This is a genomic window from Ensifer soli, assembly GCF_041928815.1.
Taxonomy (GTDB): domain Bacteria; phylum Pseudomonadota; class Alphaproteobacteria; order Rhizobiales; family Rhizobiaceae; genus JBHFEI01.
Map to the genome: position 1 here is coordinate 214729 of NZ_JBHFEI010000004.1, position 22303 is coordinate 237031.

Sequence of the window (22303 nt, forward strand, 5' to 3'; positions counted from 1 at the left end):
GACCGTATCAGAGCCGCGACGGAGAGGTGGCCGAGTGGTCGAAGGCGCTCCCCTGCTAAGGGAGTATACCTCAAAAGGGTATCGTGGGTTCGAATCCCATCTTCTCCGCCATTTTTTCGCTTCTGTCATTCTCGCTTCGCGCAACGACTTCGCAAACGCGGCGTTCCTACAGGTCACGTCGCTCACTTCTTGCGATGAGTTCAACTGTGGTGGAGCGCTCCGCCGTCGTCGCCGGAAGAAGGCGTGGTCTCGTGCCGGCGAGGGTCCGGAGGCAGGTCATTTATCTTCCCCCGTCCCGTCAAATGTCTTCGCCTTGCCGGAGCGAATTTCAGTCGCCTGCGCCTCGTCCCCTCGACTTCCACCCGGGCCGCGATAGTTCCTGCATGACAGCAACAGGAACACGGATCCATGCGGACATCAACGCTCGCCACGCTCGCCCTTCTCGCCGCTGCTCTTGCCGGATGCGGCAGCGTCGAGAACAAGCGGTATGCGGTGGAAAACAATCCCGGGCCGCCTGCGGTCGGCGTGCCGCTCAACTGATCGCTTCCCCGCGGCCCGTTCGCTTCCGTCGTGACGCCGGGGCGTTCTGAAGGCTTGACTTGCGCCGCCATCGTGCCACGCTCTGCTCTGGGAGGAACGACACATGCTGACAGAGGACGACAAGGACATCATTCGCCAGGCGGTGCGCAGGGCGCTCGGCCAGGACTTTTCCGGACCGGGCCGTTTTTCGCTCCGCAACCTGATCGGCGCGATCGTGCGCGAGGGCTATGGCGCGACCGAGGCGACGTTGAAAAGCCCCGAGGGCATGGCGCTGATCGCCGAGACGATCGAGGCGGAGGCCGCCGATCGCCCGCAGCGCATCCTCGCGGTGGAACCGGCCGGGCCGCGTCCCTACGACCGCCAGTGGCAGGTCGCCACAAGCGGCGCGCCCGCCTGATCCGGCGCGGGGCCGCGTCGCCTTGCGGCGCGTGTTCCATCCTCGCCCTTTTCCTTGACCTTCCTTCGCCCGGCGATATTGTCGGGCGATGAACCGCTTCATCCGCCTGCTTCTCTGTCCCCCGCCCGTGCCTCGATCATAAGTGCAGGGCGCATGGGCATGTCGTTCCATCATTCCTATTCCTTCGATCCCGCCCACGGCATGGATGCGGACCGTCTGCTGGCCGTGCCGCTGCCCGAGGCGCCGGAGGATTTCACCGCCTTCTGGCAAAAACGCTGTCAGCGCGCGCGCCAGACCGATCCGCGTCCGCAATTGCGCGCCAGTCCGATGGCCCATCCGGACTGGGACGTGATGGAGATCTCCTATCGCTCGACGGGCGAATTTCCGATCCATGGCTGGCTGCTCCTGCCGCGTTCCGGGCCGGTGAGGCGGGGGCTCGTCGTCGCCCATGGCTACGGCGGACGCGACGCCCCGGATTTCGACGTGCCCGTGACGGGAACGGCCCTGATCTTCCCGTGCTGCCGCGGCCTGTCGCGCAGCGCCCGGCCGCCGATCTCGACCAATCCGGCCTGGCATGTGCTGCACGACATCGACAAGCGCGACGACTACGTGATCGGCGGCTGCGTCGAGGACATCTGGCTTGCCGCCTCCGCGCTCGTCATGCTCTATCCCTGGTTGTCCGGCCGCATCGGCTATTCCGGCATCAGCTTCGGCGGCGGCATCGGAGCGCTCGCGGTCGCCTTCGACGACCGGTTCGACCGCGCCCATTTCGAGGTGCCGACCTTCGGCAACCAGCCGCTCTGGCTCTCCCTGCCGAGCATCGGCAGCGCCGCGTCCGTCCAGGCCTACAACCGGCGCCATGGCAATGCGCTGTCGACGATGCGCTATTACGATTCGGCAAGCGCCGCCGCCTATATCCGCGTCCCGACGCTGGTGGCCGCGGCCCTCTTCGATCCGGCGGTCGCACCGCCCTGCCAGTTTTCGGTCTACAACGCCCTCTCCGGGCGTAAGGAAATCTTCATACTGGATGCCGGGCATTTCGATTATCCTGGCAAGGGGGGGCAGGCCGGGCTCCTGCGGGCGCGGCTGGAGGACTTTTTCGGGGCATCATGAAGCGTGAGTATCGCCGCTGGCACAGTCCTTCGCTCGGCAGGGACATGGAACTGCTGATCTTCGGCCATGCCGGCGCGAAGGTGCTCGTCTTCCCGACACGCGACGGACGGTTCTGGGAATATGAGGAGCGCGGCATGCTGGCGAGCCTTGCCGGAAAGATCGAGGCCGGCCTGATCCAGCTCGTCTGCGTCGACGGACTGGCGGAGGAGACCTTCTACGCGGCGTCGCGGCCACCGGTCGAGCGCATCCGCCGCTATCAGGCCTTCGAGGCCTATATCCTCAACGAGGTGATGCCGATGATGGCCGAGCGCAATCCGCACGACTGCACGATTGCCCATGGCTGCAGTCTCGGCGCCTTCCAGGCCCTCAATCTCGCCTTCCGCCACCCGCACCGGTTCCGCAAGCTGGTGGCCTTTTCCGGCCGCTACGACCTGACGCTGAAGGTCGAATTCTTCGACGACCTGCTCGCCGGCCACTATGACGACGACGTCTATTTCAACACGCCGACCCATTTCCTGCCGGGCCTCGACGGCGGCTTCTACCTCGACCATCTGCGCCGCATGGAGATCGTCCTCGTCATCGGATCCGAGGATCCCTTCCTCGACAACAATCTGCATCTCGGCCGGCTCCTGCGCGAAAAGGCGATCCCCTATTCGCTGCACATCTGGGAGGGCAGGGCGCACAAGAGCCGCTACTGGCGGCAGATGGCGCCGCTTTACGTCTGACGGGGATCGGCAAGGCGCCGGGTGTCACGGTCCATGCTGCGTCGCAACGGTCGTTGCGCGTCGGTCTCGCCGGCGAGGCCCTTGTCCCGCCACTTCTAGACATAACCGACGCGCAGGCTCCCCGAACTCGATGTAACCGTTGTCAGCGGCGGCGCTGTCTTCGGTATCGGCCGGGATGGCGATGGAGCCGATCTGCGTGCCGCGCTTGGTGTCGCTCCTGGTGCCGAGGGTCAGGTCGGCGCGCGAACGGGCATCCTGTGCGGACGCGGCGGTGGCTTTCGCCGACGTTCAGCAGCGTACGGCCGTGGCCGCCGACCTTGAGGCAGGTTTCGATACCGGCGATGGAGAACCGGCCCGCGCCGCCGGCGAAAGATGCGAAGGCTGCGGCGGAGCCGGGACGAAGGCTCTCGATGTTCATTTCAGACGTCCAGTCCGACATCGCCGCGGCGGTCGACATCGCCATCATGAATTTTGCCTGCACTGCAGAATCCCTCTCAGATGGCAGGAACAGCCGTGTGCCCCCTGCCGCCAGACGCGGGAATCGCTTCGACCCGAGAGGCGTGCCGGCCCTGCCGATTCGGGATTAAGCGGGCGCACGTCTGGAAAATCGCGACGGCGAAGCCGGTGCTCCGGCCTGTCCGAAGCCGGCGCAAGGGGCGTGAAACCGGGCGGAAAAGCCACGATCCGACCACATTAGGCTGTTCGAAGACGATGCTAAGTGTGTGAGTTGAAAGAATTTTATTAACCGGTTGTTAACGAATTGCCTCCCCTTCGCCATTTTTGTGTCGTTTCAGCAACAGGGGGTGGAGAAGGCGGGTGGCGCGAGGGCGGACTCGCAAGTTGGTGATTGCGTGAACCGGCCGGTCTTGTATTTTCAACTCCGGAAGCAAGGGCGGTTGATCGTCCGACTTCTTCAGAACTTGGGTATGGGGCAGGGAACGCTGTCCTTCAGCAAAATAACCCAGACCCGTTTGAAACTTTTGACTGGAGGTCAGAAATGAACATCAAGAGCCTTCTTCTCGGCTCCGCTGCAGCCCTCGCAGCTTTCTCCGGCGCCCAGGCTGCCGACGCCATCGTCGCCGCCGAGCCGGAGCCCATGGAATACGTTCGCGTCTGCGACGCCTTCGGCACGGGCTACTTCTACATCCCCGGCACCGAAACCTGCCTCAAGGTCGGCGGCTACGTCCGTACGCAGCTGAACTACGATGAGCGCGGTCTCATCGGCAACAGCGACCTGCAGGCCTACACCCGCGGTTACCTGACGTTCGACGCCAAGAGCGACACCGAATACGGCACGCTGACCGGCTTCATCGCCCTCCAGGCCGACACGGCCCGCGATGCTTTCGTTGACGAAGCTTACATCGAACTCGGCGGCCTGCGCGTCGGTTACTTCTACAACTGGTGGGATAAGGGCATTGTCGGCGAGACCGACGAGCTCGGCTCCAACCTGTTCAACGCTGCTCGCTACGTCTACGACGGCGGCGCATTCCAGGCCGGCGTTGCTGTTGAAGAACTCGACGGCGAATTCGGCACGGGCGGCGCGAAGGACAACGTCGGCGTATCGGGTATCGTAACCGGCACCTTCGGCGCCGTATCGATCGACGGTCTCGCTTCGTACAGCTTCGACGCTGAAGAAGCTGCCTTCCGCGCCCTGCTCTCCGCTGGCGTCGGCCCGGGCACCTTCCAGCTCGCTGCCATCTACGCAACCGGCGCTTCGGACTACTACTCGACCGCCGAGTGGACCGTTGCTGCCGCTTACGAAGCCAAGTTCGACAAGTTCACGATCACCCCGGCCGCCCAGTACTTCGGCGACGTCGCCTTCGTAAACAACGTCGACGCCTGGAAGGTTGGTCTGACCGTTGGTTACCAGATCACGGAAGGCCTGTCGGCTCTCGCGACCGTCAACTACACGGACATCGACCGTGCAGACGACTTCACGACCGGCTTCCTCCGCCTGCAGCGCGACTTCTAATATCGTCTGACCTCCGGTCAGTCGAAAGAGGCCCGGCGTATCAACGCCGGGCCTTTTGCTGTTCAAGACGTCGCATCCGGATGCCCGTCAGCGGCGACGAAGCCTCTACGGCGCCAAAAACGCGACAAGGACGGTTTCATTCCGGGCTTGGTCCGCAGGCGACTGTCGCCGCTGCCTTGCCGCCGGGGAGGAGACGCCGGGCGTTGACTTTGCAACCGTGTTCACCGGCACAGTCAGCTCCGGAAGCGGACGCCGGCCTCCGCGCGCGTCCTGCCGCGGCCAAGACAAGCGCACAGGCGATTCTTCGATGAAGGGGTTTCTCCGACACGCCGCCTCAGCGCGGCGGGCGGTGGGCAGGCGTAGCCCTTTTCCAGCGATGTTCCCTCAGCGTCGCCGTTCCACGCGTTCGACAAAGTCGCGGATCGCCGCGAGGCAGTCCGGCCTGTGCAGCAGGGGCGCATGGCCCTGTCCGGCGGCCGTCACCGCGGTGCAGTCCCCATGGCGCGCCTGCATGGCCGCTACGGTTTCTTCAGAGAGAAGATCGGAGTGCTCGCCCCGGATGACCATCAGCGGCATGCCGGCAAAGCCGGCGAACAGCGGCCAGAGGTCCGGTAACGGGGTCTCCGGCGTCAGGCTCGCGAGCGGCGCCCGGATTGCCGGATCGTAGGCGGCGACGAAGCGGCCATCCTCCTCGACATGGATCGCCTGCGCCATGTCGTTCCAGTCCTCGTCATCCAGGGCAGGAAAGCGGGCGCCATGGACGGCGCGGAGCGCCGCAGCCGCATCGTTCAGCGACGGATAGGGGCGCGCGGCGTGAAGATAAGCGGCAATGTTCATCAGCCCCTGCCGCTCGATGACCGGACCGATATCGTTGAGGACGACGCCGCGAAGACGCGTCGGATCGCTCGCCGCCAGCAGATGCAGCACGAGGCCGCCGCGCGAGGTGCCGATGAACACGGCCGGCGGCAAAGCGAGATGGCGGAGCAGGGTGCCGACGTCGGCGGCCTCGACGGGGAGCGTGTAGCTGGTGCCGGCCGGGTCCCGCGCCGAGCGCCCGCGTCCGCGCGCGTCCAGTGTCACGATACGACGCGGCGTGGCGCGGTCCTTTGACAGGAGAACCGCCAGGGCATGAAAATCGCCGCTGTTGCGCGTCAGTCCCGGTAGGCAGACGATCGTCGCGGCTTCCGGGTTCGGGACATCCGGGCGATAGTCGCGCGCGTAAAGCATAAGCCCGTCGTCGGCGGCGAAAACATGCTCGATGAAGGCGTTCTCAGGCGGCATGTCGATCCTTCAGGCTTCAGGTCCGGCCGCGCCGCAGGTCCTCGACGATGTCGGCCGGCTGGCCGAGGCGGCTCTTGTAGACCTGGTAGTTCTCCATCACCCTCTGCACGTAGTTGCGCGTTTCGGCGAAGGGAATGCGTTCGATCCAGTCGACCACCTCGTCGATCGGCTTGCCGCGCGGGTCGCCGTAACGGGCGATCCACTGCGGCACGCGGCGTGGGCCGGCATTGTAGGCGATGAAGGTCAGGATGTAGGACCCGCCGAAACTGTCGATCTGCTCGCCGAGATAATGGGCGCCGAGCGTCGCATTGTAGGCGGCATCGCTGGTCAGCCGTTCCTTCGAATAGGCGAGGCCGTAACGGCTGGCGACGCCCTTCGCCGTGCCGGGCAGGATCTGCAGCAGTCCGCGCGCATCCGCCGGCGAGACGGCGGCGGGGTTGAAGGCGCTTTCCTGCCGGGCGATGGCATAGGCGAGCGCCTTGCCCGAGCCGCCGATATCGGCCTCGCCCGGAATGACGCCGAGCGGGAAGGCGAGCGCCGCGACGTCGATGCCGCGGCCGAAGGCGATCTTGCCTATCTGCAGCGACAGCGCGTGGCTGCGCTTGCGCTCCGCCTCGGCCGACAACAGCGCCAGTTCGCCGGGGCTCGTCAGTTCGCCCGCGAGCGCGCGGTAGAGCGCATCGCCCCGCCAGCCATGCCCGGCCGCGTCGAGCCGGGCGATCGCCTGCACCGCCTGTCGGCTTGAAAACCGCCGGCGGTCCTCCTCGGACGGGGCCGGATAGGCGACGTTGAGCGCGGTCCGCCCGAGCTTTGCCGCGGCAAGCTGGCCGTAAAAGGTGCCGGGGAAGGCAGCCGCCCTGGTAAATAACGCCGACGCCGTGCCGGGGCCGCCCGCTTCCGCCGAACGGCCGAGCCAGTAGAGCGCCCGCGATGCCGAGACCGGCCGGGCGGAGACATCGAGCAGCCGCTGGAAATGCCGGGCGGCGGTCGCTGGCTCGCCGAGGCCGCGCAACGCATACCAGCCCGCGTGGAATTCCGCGTCGATCATGTCCGTCGGATCGGCCGCGACATGGGCGGCGGCGATGCGATAGGCGGCCGCATAGTCGCCTCGATCGGCGAGGCCGCGGCTGACGACCCGCTGCTCGACCCACCACTCGCCGGGATCGATCAGTGCGGCCTTGTCCTTCGGCACGCCGGCGAGCAGGGCCGCCGCCTCCTCATAGCGCTCCTGCTTGCGCAACTGCTCGATACGGATGAACCGATAGGCGGGATCGTTGTACCAGGAGCGGTCGACCGCCGCGATCAGCGCCGGCGCGGTCTTCGCGCCACGGATCATCGCCGCCCAGGCGCGGAACAGCGACTGCGCGTCGCCGCGCTCGGAAAAGCGGGCGGCCTGTTCGATCCGGCTGCGATAGAGCAGCATTTTCATCCGCCGCGCATGGTCGCCGACGGTGAGGAGCGTCGGGAACTCGGTCATGATCCGGGTTTCCGTCGCAACGTCGAGCACGTCCTCGCGCCAGACGTGGCCGAGCAGCGTCTTCGCGTCGTCGATGCGTCCGGCGGCGCTCAGGGCCCGCGCCAGGACGATGGCGCCATCCGCCGTCTCCGGCCGGGTCTTGCCGAACGCGGCGATTACCTCGGCGGGGGAGGGGTTTTCGCGCAGCAGCGCGCGCTCGGAATGGCCGCGCAACGCCTCGAGCCCCGGCCAGCCCTTCAGCAGCTTTTGCGCCTCAGCGATCTCGAAGGAGGGAACGCCCCGCTGGCCGGAAACGGCGATGGCCCAGGTGAGCACCAGCCGGTCGGCGGCATTGCGCGGCATGCGGTCGCGCGCGGCGATCGCCGCCTCCGCCTGCCGGTTGGACAACGCGTCGAGCCCTTGCTTCAGCAGGCTGATATCGGCGATCGGTGAACTCGCGCGCAGGATGGAGCCGGTCACCTCGCCCGAGGCGCCGTTCATCGCGATCGCACGCGTTTCGGGCTTGAACGTCGGCACCGGTACGGCGTTGCCGACCGAGCCGCTCGTCACGATGACGGCGCCGATCCCCAGCATGGCGGCGGCGATCCCCGACCAGAGCTTCACGCGCATGAAGAACCTCGCGCCTTTGGCGCTCCGCGGGCCTTGGCCCGCCGCGCCCGAACACCCTCTGCACAGGCCGGGGCGACGCCCGGCCGGCGGTTTCGGGATGTCATACGGTCAAAACCCATTTGAGGATGCTTATCCTAACGAAACGTTAAGCCGTCGGTTCAAATACGGTCGTTATCCGGCCCTTGGAGGCAAGATTGCCTGTTCTCTCCGCCATGCCGCCCTGTCGTCAAATGGTCACAGAGGGCGCTTGCCGCCATCGGGACACATCATTATGGTGCCTGCGATTTCCTAACCAGCGAATACGGCCAAAGCATGGGGCGAACCCTGCGGCCGGCGATCAGGAGCAGTCCGATGTTCAAGGGGTCCATTCCCGCTCTTGTCACCCCTTTTACGGAAACCGGCGCCGTCGATGCCGATGCTTTCGTCGCCCATGTCGAATGGCAGATCGCCGAGGGCAGCCACGGCCTCGTGCCGGTCGGCACGACCGGCGAATCGCCGACGCTGTCGCATGACGAGCACCGTAAGGTGGTGGAACTCTGCATCGAGGCGGCAGCCGGTCGCGTGCCCGTGATCGCCGGCGCCGGATCGAACAACACCCGGGAGGCGATCGAACTCGCCCAGCACGCCGAAAAGGCCGGCGCCGATGCCGTCCTCGTCGTGACGCCCTACTACAACAAGCCGACGCAGAAGGGCCTTTATGCCCATTACGCGGCGATCGCCGGCGCCACCCGCCTGCCGATTGTCATCTACAACATTCCCGGCCGGTCCGTCGTCGACATGTCGCCGGAGACGATGGGGGCGCTGTCGAAGGCCTTTTCCAACATCGTCGGCGTCAAGGACGCGACCGGCAAGATCGAGCGCGTCTCCGAGCAGCGGATCGCCTGTGGGCCCGACTTCGTCCAGCTTTCGGGCGAGGATGCCACCGCGCTCGGCTTCAACGCCCATGGCGGCGTCGGCTGCATCTCGGTGACCGCCAATGTCGCCCCGCGCCTGTCGGCGGAATTCCAGAACGCCACGCTCGCCGGCGATTTCGCGCGGGCGCTCGACTATCAGGACAGGCTGATGCCGCTGCACAAGGCGATCTTCCTGGAGCCCGGCCTCTGCGGGGCGAAATACGCGCTGAACCGGCTGCGGGGCGTCAGCCGCGCGGTGCGCACGCCGCTGCTGCCGACGCTGGAGCCGGGCACGGAAGCGGCCATCGACGCGGCGCTTCAGCATGCGGGATTGATGAACTGATGGCACCCAAGGGCAGCCAGAGGACGGTCGGCAAGATCGTGGCGGAGAACCGCAAGGCGCGCTTCAACTACGAGATCGTCGATACCTACGAGGCGGGTCTGGTGCTGACCGGCACGGAGGTCAAGTCGCTGCGCGACGGCAAGGCCAACATCGCCGAATCCTACGCCACCAACGAGGGTGGCGAGATCTGGCTGATCAATTCCCACCTGCCGGAATATCTCCAGGCGAACCGCTTCAACCACGCGCCGCGCCGCCGCCGCAAGCTGCTTCTGTCGCAGCGCGAGATCCACAAGCTGACGAGTGCGGTCAGCCGCGACGGCATGTCGCTGGTGCCGTTGAAGATCTATTTCAACGAAAAGGGCCGGGCGAAGCTCGAACTGGCGCTGGCGCGCGGCAAGAAGCTGCACGACAAGCGCGAGAGCGAGAAGGAGCGCGACTGGAACCGGCAGAAGGGCCGCCTGCTGCGCGAGCGCGGCTGAGGCAGGCGCCGTCTCGCCACACGGGCGCGGCCGGGCGTCACAGTTCCGAATAGAGCCTGTCGATGAGGGAGCCTGCTTTTGCCGGCGGCGGGCCGTCGGGTGCGAAAGGGCGCAACTGTGCGAGCACCGCGACGCTCAGCGTATTCGCGGCCGTCGCGGCAAATCCGGTTTCCTCGGCAAGCGCCTTCAGGCGCGCGGCATGCCCGGCATCCTCGGCCGCCTTCCTCGCCGAGGCGTCCTGCGCCGAGGGGGGAGGGGCGCCGTCGCTCGCCTGAACCTCACGCGGGGGATGACCGTCGCCGCCGCTCGGGGCTGGCGGTGCTAAAAGCGGGTGATCGCCGGACACGGCATTGACCGACATGACATTGACCGACATGCGTTTCCTCCTGATGCGCGGCCTTCCGACATCTGACGCATAGCAGAAGAAAATTGCGGCAGCATTGCTGCTACCGCATTGATTTTATTAAAATGAAAGCCATTGGCACGGGCCGTGCGATCAGTTGTCCTGCGTATCGTGGACCGGCTCGACGACGCGCGAGGCCCGCTCCGAGGGGTCGCGCCCCACTTCCGCCTTCAGTGTGATGAGGTCGATGAAGTGATCCGACTGGCGGCGCAGGTCGTCGGCGATCATCGGCGGCTGGGTCGCCATCGTCGAGACGACGGACACCTTGCGGCCCTTGCGCTGCAACGCTTCGACCAGAGTGGTGAAATCGCCGTCGCCGGAGAAAAGCACCAGGTGATCGACCGTCTCGGACTGTTCCATGGCATCGATTGCCAGTTCGATGTCCATGTTGCCCTTGACCTTGCGGCGGCCGAGGCTGTCGGTGAATTCCTTCGCCGGCTTGGTGACGACCTTGTAACCGTTGTAGTCCAGCCAGTCGATCAGCGGGCGGATCGAGGAATATTCCTGGTCCTCGATCAGCGCGGTATAGTAATAGGCGCGCAGCAGATAGCCGCGTTTCTGGAAGGCCTTCAGCAGCTTTCGATAATCGATGTCGAAACCCAGGCTTTTCGATGCGGCGTAAAGATTGGCGCCGTCGATGAAAAGCGCGATTTTTTCACGGGGGTCGAACATGGACCTATCCTTTTTTTGATTATGACGAACCTGCGGTCGGACGACTCCTACACGGAATACGCAAGTCCGTACATTAACTTTTCTTCATGTAATGTGATCACGGATCACGAAATGAGATAGACCAGTTTTCTGAACGGTCCTATCGCTAGATCTTGCGGGTTCGGCAACCCGTTGCGCGCCGTCGCGGCCGGCCTTTTGCGACGCATGCCGGTCATGGCTCCGGCATTGTCTCGGCGCTCGATGCCGGCATGGGCGTTGTTCCTTCCGGGGTTTCGTCCGGTGTTGAGAGACGTTCCCGGCTGACGGAACTCCACCTGGTTTTGACGGAGACCTTGAAATTCACCCGGTTTGATAGTATCGCCGGCCTACGTATCTGGACCACAGGTTTGGCGACGCAAGTACGCTATGCTGCCTTCCGGAACAATTCAACTGCGCCAATGCGCCGCTGCGGAACTTTATTCCGCCTTGCGACCGCTTCACACGAGAGGACTGACCATGGCCCGCGTCACGGTAGAAGACTGCATCGACAAGGTCGACAACCGCTTCGAGCTCGTGCTCCTGGCAAGTCATCGCGCCCGCCTGATTTCCCAGGGCGCGGCCATAACCGTCGACCGGGACAACGACAAGAACCCGGTCGTGGCGCTGCGCGAGATCGCCGACGAGATGTTGTCGCCCGACGATCTCAAGGAAGACCTGATCCATTCGCTGCAGAAGCATGTCGAGGTCGACGAGCCCGAGCCCGATGCCGCCTCGCTGATCGCCGGCGATGCGATTCCCGCCGACGCCGCGCAGGTCGAAGACGAGGACCAGCCGGAACTGATGACCTTCGACCGCATGTCGGAGGAAGAACTGCTCGCCGGCATCGAGGGCCTCGTGCCGCCGGAAAAGAGCGACGACTACTGATCCGCACGCCGGCGCCGTCCTTTGCGCCATGAAATCTTTGCAAAAGGATGCGCCGGTCCTATGATCGGCGCATCTTTTTGTTTTCCCGGAGCTTCTCCAGCATGATGCGTCAGTACGAGCTCGTCGAGCGCGTCCAGAAATACAAGCCTGACGTCAACGAGGCCCTGCTCAACAAGGCCTATGTCTATGCGATGCAGAAGCACGGCCAGCAGAAGCGCGCCAGCGGCGATCCCTACATCTCCCATCCGCTCGAGGTCGCGGCGATCCTCACCGAGATGCATCTCGACGAATCGACGATCGCGGTCGCGCTGCTGCACGACACGATCGAGGACACGACGGCGACGCGCGCCGAGATTGACGATCTTTTCGGCGAGGACATCGGCGCGCTGGTCGAGGGGCTGACCAAGATCCGCAAGCTCGACCTCGTCACCAAGAAGGCGAAGCAGGCGGAAAACCTGCGCAAGCTGCTGCTCGCGATCTCCGACGACGTGCGCGTGCTGATGGTCAAGCTCGCCGACCGGCTGCACAACATGCGCACCCTCGACCACATGTCGGCCGAGAAACGCAAGCGCATCTCCGAGGAGACGATGGACATCTATGCGCCGCTCGCCGGCCGCATGGGCATGCAGGACATGCGCGAGGAACTGGAGAACCTGTCCTTCCGCCATATCAATCCGGAAGCCTTCGAGACGGTCACCCGCAAGCTCGCCGAGCTTTCGACGGTGAACGAAGGCCTCGTCAAGAAGATCGAGGACGAGCTGCGCGAGCTGCTGTCGGCCGAGGGGCTGGTCAACGCGCAGGTGAAAGGCCGGCAGAAGAAGCCCTATTCCGTCTTCCGCAAGATGCAGTCGAAGTCGCTGTCCTTCGAGCAGCTCTCCGACGTCTGGGGCTTCCGCATCCTCGTCGAGGACATTCCCGCCTGCTACCGCGCGCTCGGCATCGTCCACACGCGCTGGCGCGTGGTTCCCGGGCGTTTCAAGGACTATATCTCGACGCCGAAGCAGAACGACTACCAGTCGATCCACACGACGATCGTCGGTCCCTCGCGCCAGCGCATCGAGCTGCAGATCCGCACCCGGCAGATGCACGAGATCGCCGAATACGGCATCGCCGCCCACACGCTCTACAAGGACAGCGTCGCCGCTCCCGGCGCCAATTCGATGGCGCCCGGCTCGAATGCCTATTCCTGGCTGCGCCGGACGATCGAATCGCTGGCCGAGGGCGAGAACGCGGAAGAATTCCTTGAATACACCAAGCTCGAGCTTTTCCAGGACCAGGTGTTCTGCTTCACGCCGAAGGGGCAGCTGATCGCGCTGCCGCGCGGGGCCACCCCGATCGACTTCGCCTACGCGGTCCACACCAATATCGGCGACACCTGCGTCGGCGCCAAGATCAACGGCCGGATCATGCCGCTCGTCACGCGGCTCACCAATGGCGACGAGGTCGAGATCATCCGCTCGGGCGTTCAGGTGCCCCCACCGGCGTGGGAGGAGATCGTCGTCACCGGCAAGGCGCGCTCGGCGATCCGGCGGGCGACGCGGGCCGCGATCCGCAAGCAGTATGCCGGGCTCGGCCACCGGATTCTGGAGCGCACCTTCGAGCGGGCGGGAAAGAGCTTTTCGCGCGAGGCGCTGAAGCCGTCGCTGCACCGGCTCGGCCAGAAGGAGGTGGAGGACGCGATCGCGCTGGTCGGCCGCGGCGAACTGTCCTCCCTCGACGTGCTGCGCGCCGTCTATCCGGATCACCAGGACGAGCGGGTGACGCCGAAGCCGAATACGGACGAGGGCTGGTTCAACATGCCCTCGGCGACCGGCATGGTGTTCAAGCTGCCGCAGCGCCGCCGCGATGCCGAGACCGGCGCGGAGGGACCGGAGGCGCTGCCGATCCGCGGCCTTTCGGGCAATGCCGAGGTGCGCTTCAGCCCCTCCGGCGCCGTCCCCGGCGACCGGATCGTCGGCATCATGGAGAAGGACCGCGGCATCACCATCTATCCGATCCAGTCCGCGACCTTGCAGAAGTTCGACGACGAGACCGATGCCTGGATCGACATGCGCTGGGATCTCGACCAGGCCAACAACACCCGCTTCATGGCGCGGATCGCCATCACGGCGCTGAACGAGCCCGGAACGCTGGCCGAGGTCGCCCAGGCCGTCTCCTCGAGCGATATCAACATCCGCTCGCTCGCCATGGGGCGCGTCGCCGCCGATTTCAGCGAATTGCAGCTCGATCTCGAGGTCTGGGACCTGCGCCAGCTGAACCACCTGATCGCGCAACTGCGCGAACTGCCCTCGGTCTCGAGCATCAACCGCGTCTTCGACTGACGCCGTCGCCCCATCCCCGCCATGATTGGCGCCCTCGATGCCGTTCGAGGGCGCAAATGCCTATCCTGGCGGCAAAGATTGCGGCGAAGCTGTGAAGGTCATGCGGTCGGCGCATGGCTGCCGCCAGCTTCTGGCGCTGGTGGGGGAGGGGCCTCTCGCCTATCTTCTGTCCCGGGAGATGAAGAAAGAGGTTTGTCATGTTTAAGCAGCTCAAGAAAATCACCCGCGCCCTCCAGGTCCCGAGCACCGAAGAGCGGGAACTCGCCTATCTCAACGGGTCGCTCGATCGTATCGATCTCGAGTTCCGTCAGCGCCAGATCGACCGCGGCATGTTCCGCAAGAGCTTCTGAGCCTACGCACAGCCATAAGGCTTTGAGAAAAAGCCATGCAATGAGTGCATGGCTTCGATGCGGTTGTCCGCGATCGGGTGCGCCATGACGCCGCACCTGTCCCCGGTCCGTGTGATTGCCGCCGGCCTGCGCGATGCGGCCACGGCGGATTTGACCGTCGCACGGGCTTGGCATTCGTCCTCGAAACTGGTTTCCTCCGGCGCCGGCCGGCGCACTCCGCCGCCGGCGGATCGCGAGGCCGCATGATTATCGGTATCGGAAGCGACCTGATCGACATCAGGCGCGTCGAACAGTCGCTGGAGCGTTTCGGCGAGCGCTTCACCCGCAGGGTCTTCACGCCGGTCGAGGTCGCCAAGTCCGACGGCCGGAAGAACCGGGCGGCCTCCTACGCCAAGCGGTTCGCCGCCAAGGAGGCCTGCTCCAAAGCGCTCGGCACCGGCCTGTCCCAGGGCGTGTTCTGGAAGGACATGGGCGTCGTCAATCTGCCCGGCGGCAAGCCGACGCTCGCGCTGACCGGCGGGGCCGCGCTGCGGCTTGAGGCGATGCTGCCGCCCGCGCACCGCGCCGTCATCCACCTGACCATCACCGACGACTTTCCGCTCGCGCAAGCCTTCGTGATAATCGAGGCCCTGCCGGTTGCTCCCTTGGCGGGAAACGGCTAGAGCATCAAAAATTGCGCGCCGGCAGGGCCCGGCGGGGACCGACGCGATCGACGCCCGGTGACGACGGGACCGGCACGCAACCAGGACGGCCGCGCATTCCGATGGCCCGGCAATCACGAAGGAACGACGCAGCGTGGCTGAGAAAATCGAATCGAAACAGAGCGGCCTCTGGGAAAACGTCAAGGTCATCATCCAGGCGCTGCTGCTCGCGGTGGTGATCCGCACGGTGCTGTTCCAGCCGTTCACGATTCCGTCGGGCTCGATGATGCCGACGCTGCTCGTCGGCGACTATATCTTCGTCAACAAGTTCTCCTACGGCTATTCGAAATACTCGCTGCCCTTCTCGCTCGATCTCTTCGAGGGCCGCATCTTTGCCAGCGAACCGAAGCGCGGCGACGTCGTCGTCTTCCGCTTTCCGCCAAACCCCGACATCGACTACATCAAGCGCCTCGTCGGCCTGCCCGGCGACCGGATCCAGGTGCGCAACAGCGTGCTTTACGTCAACGACCAGCCGGTCGAGCGCATCGCCGACGGCGAGTTCCGCGCCGACGACCAGTACGACACCGGCGCGCCGGTCCCCGTCTTCCGCGAAACGCTCGACACGGGCGTGACCTATGACACGCTCGACCAGTTCCCGGATTCGCGCGGCGACAACACCCGCGAGTTCATCGTCCCCGAAGGCCACTACTTCATGATGGGCGACAATCGCGACAACTCCGCCGACAGCCGCTTCGACGTCGGTTTCGTGCCGGCGGAGAACCTCATCGGCCGCGCCAGCATCATCTTCTTCTCGCTCGGCAGCGACACGTCCTTCCGCGAGATCTGGAAGTGGCCGGCGAATCTTCGCTACGACCGCCTGTTCAAGGTCGTCGAGTAATGGCCGAACGGCCTCTCGGCGCCGAGGAGGCGGCGGAGCTCGAGGCGGTGCTCGGCCATGCCTTCGGCGACAGGTCCCGGCTGGAGCGCGCCGTCACCCATTCGAGCGCGCGCGCGGCGAAGAAGGGCGCGAGCTACGAGCGCCTCGAATTCCTCGGCGACCGGGTGCTCGGCCTGTGCATCGCCGAGCTTCTGTTCGAGACCTTCCGGACGGCGAACGAGGGCGAGCTTTCCGTGCGCCTCAACCAGCTCGTCAGTGCGGAGAGCTGCGCGGCGGTCGCGGACCGGCTCGATCTCGCCCGCTTCATCCGCACCGGCGCCGACGTGAAGAAGCTGACGGGCAAGCACATGCTCAACGTGCGCGCCGACGTGGTGGAATCGCTGATCGCCGCCGTCTATCTCGACGGCGGGCTGGAGGCGGCGCGGTCCGTCGTGCTCAAGCACTGGTCGGACCGGGCCAGCCGCGCGGACGGCGCAAGACGGGACGCGAAGACGGAATTGCAGGAATGGTCGCACGCCAAATTCGGCGTCGCGCCGCAATACAGGATCGACGAGCGCTCCGGGCCGGATCACGATCCGCGCTTCCGCGTCACCGTCGAGATCGCCGGCCTCGCGCCGGAAACGGGAACGGACCGCTCGAAGCGCGCCGCCGAGCAGGTGGCGGCGACGCGCATGCTCGAGCGCGAGGGCGTCTGGCAGAAGGCTTCGGCCTGAACGGGATGGGACGAGGATGACGGACAGCACTGAAGAGATCGCCGGGGCGGAGACGCCGCCGACCCGTTCCGGTTTCGTCGCGCTGATCGGCGCGACCAATGCCGGCAAGTCGACGCTGCTCAATCGGCTGGTCGGCGCCAAGGTGTCGATCGTCAGCCACAAGGTGCAGACGACGCGCGCGATCGTGCGCGGCATCGCCACTCATGACAATGCCCAGATCGTCTTCATGGACACCCCCGGCATCTTCAAGCCGCGCCGCAGACTCGACCGCGCCATGGTGACGAGCGCCTGGGGCGGCGCCAAGGACGCCGACGTCATCCTCATGCTGATCGACAGCGAGCGTGGCCTGAAGGGCGACGCGGAGGCGATCATCGACGGCCTGAAGGAGGTCCACCAGCCGAAGATCCTCGTCCTCAACAAGATCGACCAGGTCGCCCGCGAGGACCTGCTGACGCTCGCGGCGGCCGCGAACGAGGCGATCCGCTTCGAGCGCACCTTCATGATCTCGGCGCTCAACGGGTCGGGCTGCGAGGATCTTCTCGACCATCTGGCGAAAACCCTGCCCGAAGGCCCGTGGTATTATCCGGAAGACCAGATCTCCGACCTGCCGATGCGCCAGCTCGCCGCCGAGATCACCCGCGAAAAGCTGTTCCTGCGGCTGCACCAGGAGCTTCCCTATTCCTCCCATGTCGAGACGGAGCGGTGGGAGGAGCGCAAGGACGGATCGGTGCGCATCGAACAGGTCATCTACGTCGAGCGCGACAGCCAGAAGAAGATCGCGCTCGGCAAGAATGGCGAGGCGATCAAGGCGATCTCGATGGCATCGCGCAAGGAACTGTCCGAGATCCTCGAACAGCCGGTGCATCTCTTCCTGTTCGTCAAGGTGCGCGAGAACTGGGGCGACGATCCCGAGCGCTTCCGCGAGATGGGGCTCGATTTCCCAACCTCCTGACCGTCGGGATCCTGAACAGTCTGTCGAGGGTTGGGCGGCTTGCCGCGATGATGCCGGCGTGGGATGCCGTTGCCCGACAACAGCAACGCCGCCGCGCTGCGCGCGCCGGCCCGACCGGGATCCTCCGCCATGCCGCAACTCGTCGACGGGAAATGGGAAAAGGGCGACGTCGCCGCCAGCGAAATGAAGAACGGCGCCTTCCACCGCGAGCCGACCGTCTTTCGCCGCTGGATCACCGCCGACGGAGGTCCCGGCCCGGACGGCCAGCCGGCGGTCAAGGCCGAGCCTGGCCGCTACCGGCTCTTCGTCTCCTATCTCTGTCCCTGGGCCTCGCGCACCATCGCCATGCGGTCGTTGAAAGGGCTCGACGGGATCGTCGGCCTCTCGGTGTCCGAGCCCGAGCTCGGCGAGAACGGCTGGGAATATGCCGAGCCGCAATTCGCCGGCGCGCGCGTCGGCGCGATCCGCTACCAGCACGAGCTCTACACCGCCTCGGAGCCGCATTATACCGGCAAGGTCTCCGTGCCGGTGCTCTGGGACATGCGGGAGGGCGTCATCGTCAACAACGAATCGGCCGACATCATCCGCATCCTCAACGGGGCCTTCGACGGGATCGGCGGCAACCGGCTGGATTTCTATCCCGCCGACCTCAAGGACGTCATCGACCATTGGAACGCGCCAATCTACGAGACGGTCAACAACGGCGTCTACCGGGCCGGCTTTGCCAAGACGCAAGCCGCCTATGAGGAGGCCGTCACCCGGCTCTTCAAGACGCTCGACATGCTCGACGCCCATCTCGGCGAAAACCGCTATCTTGCCGGCACGCGGCTGACCGAGGCGGATCTGCGCCTGTTCGTCACGCTGATCCGCTTCGACGCCGCCTATCATGGCGCCTTCAAGTGCAACATCCGCAGGATCGAGGACTATGCCCATCTGCCCGGCTATCTGCGCGAGATCTACCAGTGGCCCGGCATCCGCGCCTCGGTCCGCATCGACCACATCAAGCGCGGCTATTACGGCATCCGCCACATCAACCCGACGGGCATCGTGCCGCTCGGACCGCTGGTCGACTATGATACGCCGCACGGCCGCGGGGCGCTTGCCGGCGAGGGCGTGACCGTCCGGCCCTGAACGATCACTCGGCCGGAAAGAAGCTCGGCCCGACCAGGCGCACCTTGCGCGGCACGTCGAGGCGGCCGCGCAGGGCCGTCTGCATCAGGCCGCCGGTCGTCACCGTCGCGTCGATGGCGGGCGCGCTCGCCGCGAGGTCGGCTTCCGCCTCGCTGGTCACGGCCGGCTCCTTCCGCCTCTCCTTCGTCGAGCGGGCGATGATCTCGGCGGCCTGGCGGTAGTAGCGGGCCGTGTCGCAGCGCTTGACGGGCGAGGCGGCGCGATAGGCGCCGGCCGTCGGCAGGTCGGCGTAGCGGCGCCCCGTCGCAAGCGAGGTCATGCTCTCGCTCGTCCGGTCGATGCCGTCGACGCGGAACACTTCCATGTCCTGCGTATCGCAGATCAGCCGGCACTGGGCGGCGATCAGCGTTTCGTCGCGGGCGCTGCCGTAGCCGGAATTGGGCGAGGGAAAATAGTAGCCGTCGGACAGGCGCACGCACATGGTCTGGATCTTGCCGCGGGCTGCCGGCACGCCGTCGCCGGGCCCGCGCTTCGGCGTCTGCGCGCTCGCGACGGCTGCGCAGTCGGCGGCCGGCGACACCGCCGAGAGCGCGCGCTCGGCCGCCGCCAGCCGCCGGTTGATGTCGCGGCAGGCGGAGAAAAGTCCGTCCTCGGCGCCGGTGCAGCCTCGTCTTGCGGAACTCGCCCGGATCGCCGCGATCTGGCGGACGAGCGCCTGCGACGCGCCGTCGAGGCCCACGCCGCGGCAGGTCTCCGCCTTTGCCGTACCGGCCAGCGCGACGAGCGCGCCCGCGAGGATCGCCATGCGCAAGGCAATACCGGTCATCGTCATCTCTCCCGCCTCATCACATCCTTCGTCACGCACACGCAGCCATGGCGCGCAGTGTCTTGCGCGGCCCTGCAACTCATGGTCTCGTCAGGATCGTGTGGCAGCTATACAGCCGGGCGGTGCGCATTGGCCAGTGGCATTCGCGTGGATCTTTACAAATGGTAAACCGCAAAGCTGTGGACCGGCCGGGCCACGCCTTCGCCTTGCCTTGGCCTTATCCGAGCGCCTATCTATGGTCCGACGCCTTTCGACAGAAACCGGAATTGCCCATGCCCCCGATCCCGTCCAAATCCATTCCCGTCCTCATCGCGGCGGAGATCAAGGCGACGCCCGCGCAGGTGACGGCGGCGATCGGCCTGATCGACGAGGGCGCGACCGTGCCCTTCATCGCCCGCTACCGCAAGGAAGTGACCGGCGGGCTCGACGACACCCAGCTTCGCACTCTTTCCGAACGCCTCGTCTATCTGCGCGAACTGGAGGCCCGCCGCGCGTCGATCCTTGATTCGATCCGCACGCAGGGCAAGCTGACGGACGAGCTTGAACAGAAGATCGCCGCCGTCGCCACCAAGGCGGAGCTGGAAGACATCTATCTTCCCTACAAGCCGAAGCGGCGCACCAAGGCGGAGATCGCCCGCGAGCGCGGCCTCGGGCCGCTCGCCGAGGCGATCCTCGCCGACCGCAGCGTCGCACCGGCCGAGCGCGCCAAGGCCTTCCTCACGGCCGAGGTCGCCGACGTCAAGGCGGCGCTCGAGGGCGCCCGCGACATCGTCGCAGAGGGCATCGCCGAGAATGCCGACCTGCTCGGCCGCCTGCGTACCCACATGCGCTCCGTCGCGATGATCCGTTCGAAGGTCGTCGAGGGCAAGCAGGAGGCGGGCGCCAAGTTTTCCGACTATTTCGACCATACCGAGCGCTGGTCCGGCGTGCCCGGCCACCGGGCGCTCGCCATGCTGCGCGGCTGGAACGAGGAGTTTCTTTCCGTCGACCTGACGGTCGACCTCGACGATCCCGCGCCGGTCCGGCCGGTGGAGCGGATCATCGCTGCGGCCTACGCGATCGGCAAGGCGCCGGGCGACCTCTGGCTGATGGAGGTGATCGGCTGGACCTGGCGGGTGAAGCTGTCGCTGTCGCTGTCGCTCGATCTCATCCGCGAGCTGCGCGAGCGGGCCGAGCAGGAGGCGATCGGCGTCTTTGCCCGCAACCTCAAGGATCTGCTGCTCGCCGCGCCCGCCGGCTCGCGCCCGACCATGGGGCTCGATCCCGGCATCCGCACCGGCGTCAAGGTCGCCGTCGTCGACGGCACCGGCAAGCTCCTCGAAACCGCCACCGTCTATCCCTTCCCGCCGCGAAACGACGTGCGCGGCACGCAGGCGGAGCTGGCGGGCCTCATCCGCAAGCATAAGGTGGAACTGATCGCCATCGGCAACGGCACCGGCAGCCGGGAAACGGAAAAGCTCGTCGCCGACATGCTGGCGCAGCTTCCCGCTCCGAAGCCAACCAAGGTGATCGTCTCGGAGGCCGGCGCCTCCGTCTACTCCGCCTCCGAAACCGCGGCGGCCGAATTTCCCGGCCTCGACGTCTCGCTGCGCGGCGCCGTGTCGATCGCCCGCCGCCTGCAGGATCCGCTCGCCGAGCTCGTCAAGATCGAGCCGAAGTCGATCGGCGTCGGCCAGTACCAGCACGATGTCGACCAGGGCCATCTCGGCCGCTCGCTCGACGCGGTGGTGGAGGACGCGGTGAACGCCGTCGGCGTCGACCTCAACACCGCCTCCGCGCCGCTGCTCGCCCGCGTCTCCGGCCTCGGCAGGTCGTCGGCCGAGGCGATCGTCGCCTATCGCGACGCGACCGGGCCTTTCGGCGCACGCAAGGAGCTTTTGAAGGTGCCGCGCCTCGGCGCCCGCACCTTCGAGCAGTGCGCCGGCTTCCTGCGCATCCCGAACGGCAAGGAGCCGCTCGACGCCTCCTCGGTGCATCCCGAGGCCTATGGCGTCGCCCGCCGGATCGTCGAGGCCTGCGGGCGCGACCTGCGCGCGCTGATGGGCGACAGCGCCGCGTTGAAGAGGCTCGATCCGCAGACCTTCGTTGACGAGCGCTTCGGCCTGCCGACGGTCAAGGACATTCTGTCGGAACTGGAAAAGCCCGGCCGCGACCCCCGCCCGAGTTTTAGGACGGCGACCTTCGCCGACGGCATCGACGACATCAAGGACCTGAAGCCCGGCATGCTGCTCGAGGGCACGGTGACCAATGTCGCCGCCTTCGGCGCCTTCGTCGACATCGGCGTGCATCAGGACGGGCTGGTGCACGTCTCCCAGCTCGCCGACCGCTTCGTCAAGGACCCGCACGAGGTCGTCAAGGCCGGCGACGTGGTCAAGGTGCGCGTCACCGAGGTGGACGTTCCCCGCAAGCGCATCGGCCTCTCCATGCGCAAGGACAGTGGCGCGGAGCAGGGCAGGGCGCCGGGCGGCAGGCCGCAGGAACGGTCGCAGGCGCGCGCCCCCCAGCAGAAGCCCCAGCCGCAGAGTCAGGGTGCTTTCGGTGCGGCACTCGCCGAGGCGATGCGCAAGAAGTGAGCCACAAACCATGTCGCGCAGGAACGTCACGCGTCAAGACAGACGCTTGGAGCCTGCGCGGCGAACCCGGCTCGCGGCACGCTTTCCGTCG

At 66.2% G+C, this 22303-nt stretch carries 22 protein-coding genes and 1 tRNA gene; 17 read left to right on the top strand and 6 right to left on the bottom strand.

Going from position 1 to position 22303, the window contains the following annotated elements; genetic code table 11:
- The first annotated feature begins 20 nt into the window (after positions 1-20).
- From ACEVQ6_RS08130 to ACEVQ6_RS08150, 5 genes are all read left to right on the top strand, one after another.
- Positions 21-111, top strand: a tRNA-Ser gene (locus tag ACEVQ6_RS08130).
- A gap of 297 nt (positions 112-408) precedes the next feature.
- Entirely contained in the window at positions 409-540 is a 132-nt protein-coding gene (locus tag ACEVQ6_RS08135) for a hypothetical protein (protein WP_374888436.1), read from the top strand.
- Positions 541-643: 103 nt separating this feature from the next.
- A complete protein-coding gene (locus ACEVQ6_RS08140; RefSeq protein ID WP_374888437.1) occupies positions 644-937 on the top strand; it encodes a hypothetical protein in 294 nt (97 codons plus the stop codon).
- A gap of 153 nt (positions 938-1090) precedes the next feature.
- A complete protein-coding gene (locus ACEVQ6_RS08145) occupies positions 1091-2050 on the top strand; it encodes an acetylxylan esterase (protein WP_374888438.1) in 960 nt (319 codons plus the stop codon).
- Complete coding sequence (locus ACEVQ6_RS08150) at positions 2047-2775, top strand: esterase family protein (protein WP_374888439.1); 729 nt, start codon at positions 2047-2049, stop codon at positions 2773-2775. The genes ACEVQ6_RS08145 and ACEVQ6_RS08150 overlap by 4 nt, the downstream gene beginning before the upstream one ends.
- A gap of 142 nt (positions 2776-2917) precedes the next feature.
- Here the strand turns inward: ACEVQ6_RS08150 and ACEVQ6_RS08155 are convergent, their stop codons facing one another.
- Positions 2918-3256 (bottom strand): hypothetical protein, encoded by a 339-nt coding sequence (locus tag ACEVQ6_RS08155; protein ID WP_374888440.1) that lies wholly within the window; start codon positions 3254-3256, stop codon positions 2918-2920.
- A gap of 516 nt (positions 3257-3772) precedes the next feature.
- On the opposite strand from ACEVQ6_RS08155, the gene ACEVQ6_RS08160 reads away from it, so the two are divergent.
- On the top strand, positions 3773-4747 hold the full coding sequence (locus ACEVQ6_RS08160) for a porin (protein WP_374888441.1): 975 nt from the start codon (positions 3773-3775) through the stop codon (positions 4745-4747).
- A 384-nt stretch (positions 4748-5131) separates the two neighbouring features.
- On the opposite strand, the gene ACEVQ6_RS08165 is transcribed toward ACEVQ6_RS08160, so the two are convergent.
- Together ACEVQ6_RS08165 and ACEVQ6_RS08170 are read right to left on the bottom strand one after the other, a co-directional pair.
- Entirely contained in the window at positions 5132-6028 is an 897-nt protein-coding gene (locus ACEVQ6_RS08165) for an alpha/beta fold hydrolase (protein ID WP_374888442.1), read from the bottom strand.
- 16 nt (positions 6029-6044) lie between these two features.
- On the bottom strand, positions 6045-8114 hold the full coding sequence (locus ACEVQ6_RS08170; protein WP_374888443.1) for a transglycosylase SLT domain-containing protein: 2070 nt from the start codon (positions 8112-8114) through the stop codon (positions 6045-6047).
- Between the two features lie 351 nt (positions 8115-8465).
- Here ACEVQ6_RS08170 and dapA point away from each other — a divergent pair, with 351 nt between their 5' ends.
- Together dapA and smpB are read left to right on the top strand one after the other, a co-directional pair.
- Positions 8466-9350 carry a 4-hydroxy-tetrahydrodipicolinate synthase gene (dapA, locus tag ACEVQ6_RS08175; protein WP_374888444.1) on the top strand — a complete coding sequence of 295 codons (885 nt, stop codon included), beginning with the start codon at positions 8466-8468 and terminating at the stop codon, positions 9348-9350.
- Positions 9350-9829 carry an SsrA-binding protein SmpB gene (gene smpB / locus ACEVQ6_RS08180; RefSeq protein WP_374888445.1) on the top strand — a complete coding sequence of 160 codons (480 nt, stop codon included), beginning with the start codon at positions 9350-9352 and terminating at the stop codon, positions 9827-9829. The genes dapA and smpB overlap by 1 nt, the downstream gene beginning before the upstream one ends.
- 37 nt (positions 9830-9866) lie before the next feature.
- Here the strand turns inward: smpB and ACEVQ6_RS08185 are convergent, their stop codons facing one another.
- Both ACEVQ6_RS08185 and ACEVQ6_RS08190 read right to left on the bottom strand, forming a co-directional pair.
- Entirely contained in the window at positions 9867-10205 is a 339-nt protein-coding gene (locus tag ACEVQ6_RS08185) for a hypothetical protein (protein ID WP_374888446.1), read from the bottom strand.
- Positions 10206-10325: 120 nt separating this feature from the next.
- Positions 10326-10904 (bottom strand): LabA-like NYN domain-containing protein, encoded by a 579-nt coding sequence (locus ACEVQ6_RS08190; protein ID WP_374888447.1) that lies wholly within the window; start codon positions 10902-10904, stop codon positions 10326-10328.
- Between the two features lie 495 nt (positions 10905-11399).
- Between ACEVQ6_RS08190 and rpoZ the strand changes: the two genes are divergently transcribed.
- From rpoZ to ACEVQ6_RS08230, 8 genes are all read left to right on the top strand, one after another.
- The gene (rpoZ, locus tag ACEVQ6_RS08195) at positions 11400-11807 is read left to right on the top strand and encodes a DNA-directed RNA polymerase subunit omega (protein ID WP_374888448.1); all 408 of its coding nucleotides are present in this window, start codon (positions 11400-11402) and stop codon (positions 11805-11807) included.
- A gap of 101 nt (positions 11808-11908) precedes the next feature.
- Positions 11909-14128 carry a RelA/SpoT family protein gene (locus ACEVQ6_RS08200; RefSeq protein ID WP_374888449.1) on the top strand — a complete coding sequence of 740 codons (2220 nt, stop codon included), beginning with the start codon at positions 11909-11911 and terminating at the stop codon, positions 14126-14128.
- A 197-nt stretch (positions 14129-14325) separates the two neighbouring features.
- Positions 14326-14478, top strand: coding sequence for a DUF3563 family protein (locus ACEVQ6_RS08205; RefSeq protein WP_374888450.1), 153 nt, complete (start codon positions 14326-14328; stop codon positions 14476-14478).
- A 242-nt stretch (positions 14479-14720) separates the two neighbouring features.
- Positions 14721-15140, top strand: a complete 420-nt coding sequence (acpS, locus tag ACEVQ6_RS08210; protein ID WP_374888451.1) for a holo-ACP synthase — start codon at positions 14721-14723, stop codon at positions 15138-15140.
- 133 nt (positions 15141-15273) lie between these two features.
- Positions 15274-16017, top strand: a complete 744-nt coding sequence (gene lepB, locus ACEVQ6_RS08215; RefSeq protein ID WP_374888452.1) for a signal peptidase I — start codon at positions 15274-15276, stop codon at positions 16015-16017.
- Positions 16017-16730, top strand: coding sequence for a ribonuclease III (rnc, locus tag ACEVQ6_RS08220; RefSeq protein ID WP_374888453.1), 714 nt, complete (start codon positions 16017-16019; stop codon positions 16728-16730). Before lepB ends, rnc begins: the two co-directional genes overlap by 1 nt.
- Before the next feature lie 16 nt (positions 16731-16746).
- Entirely contained in the window at positions 16747-17682 is a 936-nt protein-coding gene (gene era / locus ACEVQ6_RS08225) for a GTPase Era (RefSeq protein ID WP_374888454.1), read from the top strand.
- Positions 17683-17811: 129 nt separating this feature from the next.
- Positions 17812-18813 carry a glutathione S-transferase family protein gene (locus ACEVQ6_RS08230; protein ID WP_374888455.1) on the top strand — a complete coding sequence of 334 codons (1002 nt, stop codon included), beginning with the start codon at positions 17812-17814 and terminating at the stop codon, positions 18811-18813.
- 4 nt (positions 18814-18817) lie between these two features.
- Here ACEVQ6_RS08230 and ACEVQ6_RS08235 read toward each other — a convergent pair whose 3' ends face one another.
- A complete protein-coding gene (locus tag ACEVQ6_RS08235) occupies positions 18818-19639 on the bottom strand; it encodes a DUF2865 domain-containing protein (protein ID WP_374888456.1) in 822 nt (273 codons plus the stop codon).
- Positions 19640-19911: 272 nt separating this feature from the next.
- Between ACEVQ6_RS08235 and ACEVQ6_RS08240 the strand changes: the two genes are divergently transcribed.
- Entirely contained in the window at positions 19912-22212 is a 2301-nt protein-coding gene (locus ACEVQ6_RS08240; RefSeq protein ID WP_374888457.1) for a Tex family protein, read from the top strand.
- Positions 22213-22303 lie beyond the last annotated feature (91 nt).

What these genes read in the sequence shown, in the direction of transcription:
- ACEVQ6_RS08150 (WP_374888439.1), top strand. Translation starts at nt 2,047, where the DNA reads ATGAAGCGTGAGTATCGCCGCTGGCACAGTCCTTCGCTCGGCAGGGAC.
- dapA (WP_374888444.1), top strand. Translation starts at nt 8,466, where the DNA reads ATGTTCAAGGGGTCCATTCCCGCTCTTGTCACCCCTTTTACGGAAACC.
- ACEVQ6_RS08185 (WP_374888446.1), bottom strand. Translation starts at nt 10,205, where the DNA reads ATGTCGGTCAATGTCATGTCGGTCAATGCCGTGTCCGGCGATCACCCG.
- ACEVQ6_RS08165 (WP_374888442.1), bottom strand. Translation starts at nt 6,028, where the DNA reads ATGCCGCCTGAGAACGCCTTCATCGAGCATGTTTTCGCCGCCGACGAC.
- ACEVQ6_RS08170 (WP_374888443.1), bottom strand. Translation starts at nt 8,114, where the DNA reads ATGCGCGTGAAGCTCTGGTCGGGGATCGCCGCCGCCATGCTGGGGATC.
- ACEVQ6_RS08145 (WP_374888438.1), top strand. Translation starts at nt 1,091, where the DNA reads ATGGGCATGTCGTTCCATCATTCCTATTCCTTCGATCCCGCCCACGGC.
- ACEVQ6_RS08190 (WP_374888447.1), bottom strand. Translation starts at nt 10,904, where the DNA reads ATGTTCGACCCCCGTGAAAAAATCGCGCTTTTCATCGACGGCGCCAAT.
- ACEVQ6_RS08140 (WP_374888437.1), top strand. Translation starts at nt 644, where the DNA reads ATGCTGACAGAGGACGACAAGGACATCATTCGCCAGGCGGTGCGCAGG.
- ACEVQ6_RS08205 (WP_374888450.1), top strand. Translation starts at nt 14,326, where the DNA reads ATGTTTAAGCAGCTCAAGAAAATCACCCGCGCCCTCCAGGTCCCGAGC.
- ACEVQ6_RS08240 (WP_374888457.1), top strand. Translation starts at nt 19,912, where the DNA reads ATGCCCCCGATCCCGTCCAAATCCATTCCCGTCCTCATCGCGGCGGAG.
- ACEVQ6_RS08135 (WP_374888436.1), top strand. Translation starts at nt 409, where the DNA reads ATGCGGACATCAACGCTCGCCACGCTCGCCCTTCTCGCCGCTGCTCTT.
- ACEVQ6_RS08235 (WP_374888456.1), bottom strand. Translation starts at nt 19,639, where the DNA reads ATGACCGGTATTGCCTTGCGCATGGCGATCCTCGCGGGCGCGCTCGTC.
- ACEVQ6_RS08230 (WP_374888455.1), top strand. Translation starts at nt 17,812, where the DNA reads ATGCCGCAACTCGTCGACGGGAAATGGGAAAAGGGCGACGTCGCCGCC.
- ACEVQ6_RS08200 (WP_374888449.1), top strand. Translation starts at nt 11,909, where the DNA reads ATGATGCGTCAGTACGAGCTCGTCGAGCGCGTCCAGAAATACAAGCCT.
- smpB (WP_374888445.1), top strand. Translation starts at nt 9,350, where the DNA reads ATGGCACCCAAGGGCAGCCAGAGGACGGTCGGCAAGATCGTGGCGGAG.
- era (WP_374888454.1), top strand. Translation starts at nt 16,747, where the DNA reads ATGACGGACAGCACTGAAGAGATCGCCGGGGCGGAGACGCCGCCGACC.
- ACEVQ6_RS08160 (WP_374888441.1), top strand. Translation starts at nt 3,773, where the DNA reads ATGAACATCAAGAGCCTTCTTCTCGGCTCCGCTGCAGCCCTCGCAGCT.
- rnc (WP_374888453.1), top strand. Translation starts at nt 16,017, where the DNA reads ATGGCCGAACGGCCTCTCGGCGCCGAGGAGGCGGCGGAGCTCGAGGCG.
- acpS (WP_374888451.1), top strand. Translation starts at nt 14,721, where the DNA reads ATGATTATCGGTATCGGAAGCGACCTGATCGACATCAGGCGCGTCGAA.
- rpoZ (WP_374888448.1), top strand. Translation starts at nt 11,400, where the DNA reads ATGGCCCGCGTCACGGTAGAAGACTGCATCGACAAGGTCGACAACCGC.